Annotated in this window: 3 protein-coding genes; all 3 read left to right on the plus strand. The window is 61.7% G+C overall.

The features are described from left to right. Window positions 1-226: DUF2442 domain-containing protein (locus tag VAE55_RS04430; RefSeq protein ID WP_322814600.1), on the plus strand; the 226-nt coding region annotated here is incomplete at its 5' end. Between the two features lie 430 nt (window positions 227-656). Then, window positions 657-974: a hypothetical protein gene (locus VAE55_RS04435; RefSeq protein WP_322814601.1), complete on the plus strand. Its 318-nt coding sequence runs from the start codon at window positions 657-659 to the stop codon at window positions 972-974. Window positions 975-1309: 335 nt separating this feature from the next. Beyond that, window positions 1310-4441 (plus strand): hypothetical protein, encoded by a 3132-nt coding sequence (locus VAE55_RS04440; protein WP_322814602.1) that lies wholly within the window; start codon window positions 1310-1312, stop codon window positions 4439-4441. The last annotated feature ends 344 nt before the right edge of the window (window positions 4442-4785 follow it).

Here is a 4785-nt window from a genome sequence, read left to right on the forward strand (position 1 = left end):
AGTTCGAGAGATCAATTTCAAGCCGGTGCTGGCAGGGCCGGTGTATGGCGCGTTGCAGGACGAAGAATTGTTCAAGCAAGTGAGCATAGACGCAGAGGTACACACATTAGTGTGGCCAAATGGGGCAGATGTTGACCCAGAGACATTGCATGAGTGGCCGACGTATACGGATGAGATGAAGCGAATGGCAAAGCGCTGGGCGACAACAATGGCGAAGGTTGAGTAATCACCCAACCCTGGCGGCAACGGATACGTGCTCCACCGGACATGCTACATCATACCTTACCGTAGCAATCTGGGGTATACCTATCCGCTGTGGCCTCTGTGTCCTCTGCATCTCTGTGGTGATCCTACCCACCCGCTGCGCCTCTGCGGTGATAACATTCCTTGCCGGACTCGCCCAATGTGCAGTGCCATATGCCACATCAATCACATCGACCGAAGGAACCGACAATGAGCAATAACGACAGTGAAAGCTACAAGTGCCCGAAGTGCGGACACCTCAACATCTGAACCCGCGATGAGTTGTTGCAGAAAGAACAGAAAATCGTTTATCGGCAAGAGACGGTTGACGTGCTGGAGTATAGCGTGCGTTGTAAGAACCGGGATTGCGACCATCGGATGCGCATTCAGATACTGAAAAAGTGAGGCCGGTTATGCGGCTTGTCGGGCCGGAAACTAAGCAGGATCGCGAGCTGCGCGAGTGGTTTGCCACCCAGGAGCGCGGGAATGTCGAGCGCCTGGAAGCCGGGGCGCAGACGATGATGCAGGTGATTAGCGGGTTGTACGGGGTGCTGTTCGCGGTGCTGGCCCTGAGCGATCAGCCGACCTATCTGCAATTGCCTCGTGCGCTGGGCCGGCAGCGCCGGGGTGTGTATCTTTTTTGCCTCCCTGGTGGCGGCAATGCTAGTGCTGCTGCCCCGCCGGATCGCCTATCAGGAAGACAACCTGACCGCTATGCGACGGGCGTATGAACACCTGATCAGACGTAAGGCCACCTTGCTGCAGGTCGCGCAGGTGCTGTTTCTGGGCGGCATCGCCTGTGTGATTGCGGTTATCCTGGCTATCGTATGGCAGTGATGGGAACAATCGGTAGCCGCGACGGTACCTTTGCCGGTAGCAGCGTTGCCGTGCTCTTATGCGCCGTCCGCTGCCTGCCAGAGAGCGCTTGCCGCGCTGAATCCACATCACTGCAATCATCAGCAGTCAGCTCAGGCACTGCATTCCATCCTTCGCCACCATCAAACCATTCGTCGCCATCGCCTCGCTGTGCTATAATCGCGCCCGGCACTGATTGCCGAGAAGGACTATGGAACACATTGTGGTCGGGATTTTGCTGTTACCGCTGATCATATACGTACCGGGGTGGGCGTTCAGTCAGGCTCTGCTCTCATCTGATCGGCACGATGGTCTTGAACAGCATTTTGAACGCTCTCTGATAAGCGCACTCTGGAGTGGCTGGCTGGCCCTGGTGTTGGGTAGTCTGGGCATCTTCTCGCTCTGGCTTCACCTGGGGCTAACCCTGATCGTCACCAGTGTACTCGTCTGGTGGGGATTCCGCCGCACGCGCCAGATGGTAGCGCCGCTTGCGGCATCCACGGCATCGGTGTGGTGTGCGACTCTGCTGGTACTCACCCTGCTGGTGGCCCGTCCCTTCGAGGTCATTCTGGGCGTGCGCGACGCCGGCGTCTACGCGGTCACCGGCTTTGCAATGGCACGCACTGGGAGCATTGTGCAGACCGATACCGTCGTGGCTGAACTGGGGCAGGCTGCGCAGAGCGCCGATCCGGCTATTCGCGAGCCGGCAGCCCAGGCCATCAGCAACTTTATGATTGCCCAAGCCCGTGATCGCTACATCGCGTCACGCCTGCGCGCCGCCGGCTTTCTGATCAACGAAGGTGATCTGGTCCAGGGGCGGATTGTACCGCAGGGGTTTCACCTCTTTCCGGCCTGGATCGGTTTACTGACCGCTGCCGGCGGGCCACTCTTCGGCCTTTTCGCAACCGGCCTCCTCGGTATGCTCGGCGTGTGGAGCGTCGGCATGATCGGTCGCCGGCTCGCCGGACCATGGGTGGGCTGGTTAGGCATGGTCTTGCTTGGTCTGAATGCGGTACAAGTCTGGTTTGCCCGCTATTCAACCGCCGAAACGACGGCGCAGATGCTAACCTGGGGGGGACTGTACCTGTTCGCGAAATACCACGACCGCGGTCTCTCTCCTGCGACGCGAATCGTGTACGCTGCGCTGGCCGGGATTGCGTTTGGGCAGGTTGCGCTGGCGCGCATTGATTTCTTCTTGCTGGCGCCGGCCATGCTCTACCTGGGCTACTGCTGGCTGAGCCGCCGCTGGCAACCCGAACAGACGGCACTCGCACTGGGAATGCTGGCGATGCTGGCACACGCCGCGCTGCACATCATCTTCATCGCCCGTGCCTATTTCTTCGATACCGGCTTTGCCCGTTTTCAGGATTTTGCCCTCACCTCGCTCATCGCGCTGCCGTTTCTCTCACCGGCGGTGCGCGAAGCCTACTTCAGCTCGAAGTTCAGCTCGCTCGATGAGCCATGGCGCATCTGGCTGGAGCTGGCGGTGATTGCTGTACTGGTGGTCGGGCTGATTGCAGTCCGTCGTCGTGGGCTAATCAATGCGATTGAGCGCCGGATTGTCACGCACCGGCAACGCTGGCAGCGCGGCATCGCCATCGCACTGCTACTCCTCGTCGGCTGGGCCTACCTGATCCGCCCCCAAATCATCGATGCCGACCTGCTCTTCAACACGCGCGGCGGCTGGAATGATCCGCTGACCCGCGATCCGGCGCTGGTCGCCGGCGACGTGCGCAGCGGCGTCATGACCCCCACTGAAGCCCGTCTGCAAGCCGGCGTTGTCCTGCAGGGGCGACCTTGGGAAGCCGAACCCGATCTGGTGGCAACCGCAGCGTTACGTGCTGAACTGGCGACGAGTCGCGGGCCGTGGCAAGGGCCATTCTCGAACCAGACCCTGAACTGGTTGCGACTGCAAGGATACGTTGGCGCACCCATCCGCTTGCCGCTGGTACTGTACTACCAGGAATACAGCTCAATGAACTGGTGGCAACGTCTGCTGGCCGATCCGACCACCTTCACCAGCGAACCGGCCCCAGTACAGGCGAAGGAACTGATCCCACTGGCCGGGCTGGTGCGCGTCGGCTGGTACCTCTCACCACTCGGCGTTGTCTTGGCCGGCGTCGGCTTTGCCCTCTGGTGGTGGCGCGGCCTGACCGCGGCCAGTTGGCTCATGCTCACCGTCGGCTTCCTTGGCAGCTTCTTCTACCTGCGCCAGACCTACGGCACCTCCGAACAGACTTACATCTATATTCTGCGCCGGTTCGTACCGATTGCCTACCCGATCTTCGCCCTCAGCGCCGCGTATGCCCTGGCCGCCCTGGCCGGCGCGTGGCAAATCCGCCCAACCGCCAACCGCTGGCGCCAGGGAATCGCGGCTGGCTGTGCCGGTCTGCTGATTCTGTTTTTGGGATGGACAGGCCGTTACTACTTTGCCCACACCGAATATGCCGGCGCCCTCGGCCAGGTAGCGGCTATAGCCCGTCACTTCACCCCAGAGAGCGATATTGTCCTCTTGCGCGGTGGTGCCCCAGTCTACAGCGACTCACGCGACATCCCCGACCTCCTGGCGACGCCACTACGCTTCGCGCACGGTATCAATACCTTTACCGTCAAGAGCGTAGCGACCGCTCCCTACGCCGACCTCCTGGCCGATCAGATCAGACACTGGCAAGCCGATGGCCGTACCGTCTACCTAATGCTCAGTGCCAGTGGCGGCAACCTGGCCTTTCCCGGCTTCCGGCTAACCCCAATCGCTGGCGTGGAGCTCGATCTGGCCGAATTCGAGCAACTCACCGACCAGAAACCACAAAACGTCTCGCGCCTGACCCTACCGTTTACTATTTACCGCCTCGACCCAACCGCCGAACCGCTGGTAGCCACCGATCAGCCACCGCTCACCACAACCGCCTTCGCCGCCCAGGTCAGTGGCTTCTACCGCCCCGAACAACACAGCGACGGCTGGACGTACAGTTGGAGCAACGGCGAAGCGATCATCCGCCTGCCCTGGTCAGCTACCACAGCCCAAACCTTCGCCCTCGAAGTAGCGAGCGGCCTACGCCCACCCCATCTCGGCCAGGCCACCCTCTGCATCAACGCCCAGGTCGAAGCGACCCTCTGGCCCACGACTGCCACTCCACTCGTTGAACTGGGCTGCCACACCATCGGGCAACAACCGACCACCATCCGCTTCACCCTCGACCCAGCGCAACTACCACCGGCAACGAGCGGCGCCATCCTGCTCCACCTCACCGGCCCGGCATGGATACCGGCATCCGAAGACCCACGCCAGAATGATCGACGGGTTTTACACGTACAGGTCGTCCGGCTGTGGCTTGAAGAATAGGAGGTGCAAGACCATATCTCCTGCATACGCTTGCATGGTTGCCGCTCCCCCCAGCGGGGAACACCCTTGCCTCATCTCCTCCCCCCAGCGGGGGAGGTTGGGAGGGGGGGCGAGGCGGCGAGTGGGGCAGGGGGAACACCCCCACCCCAGCCCGCCCCCGCTGGGGGCGGGAGCCACGTCTCCTCCCCTTAGCGCAGCTCGCCTCCTCTCTCCTCCCCCCAGCGGGGAACACCCTTGCCTCCTCCCCTTAGCGCAGCTTGCCTTCTCTCTCCTCACCCCCAGCGGGGAACACCCTCGCCTCCTCCCCTTAGCGCAGCTTGCCTTCTCTCTCCTCACCCCCAGCA

The organism is Chloroflexus sp. (assembly GCF_034432675.1).
Classification (GTDB): domain Bacteria; phylum Chloroflexota; class Chloroflexia; order Chloroflexales; family Chloroflexaceae; genus Chloroflexus.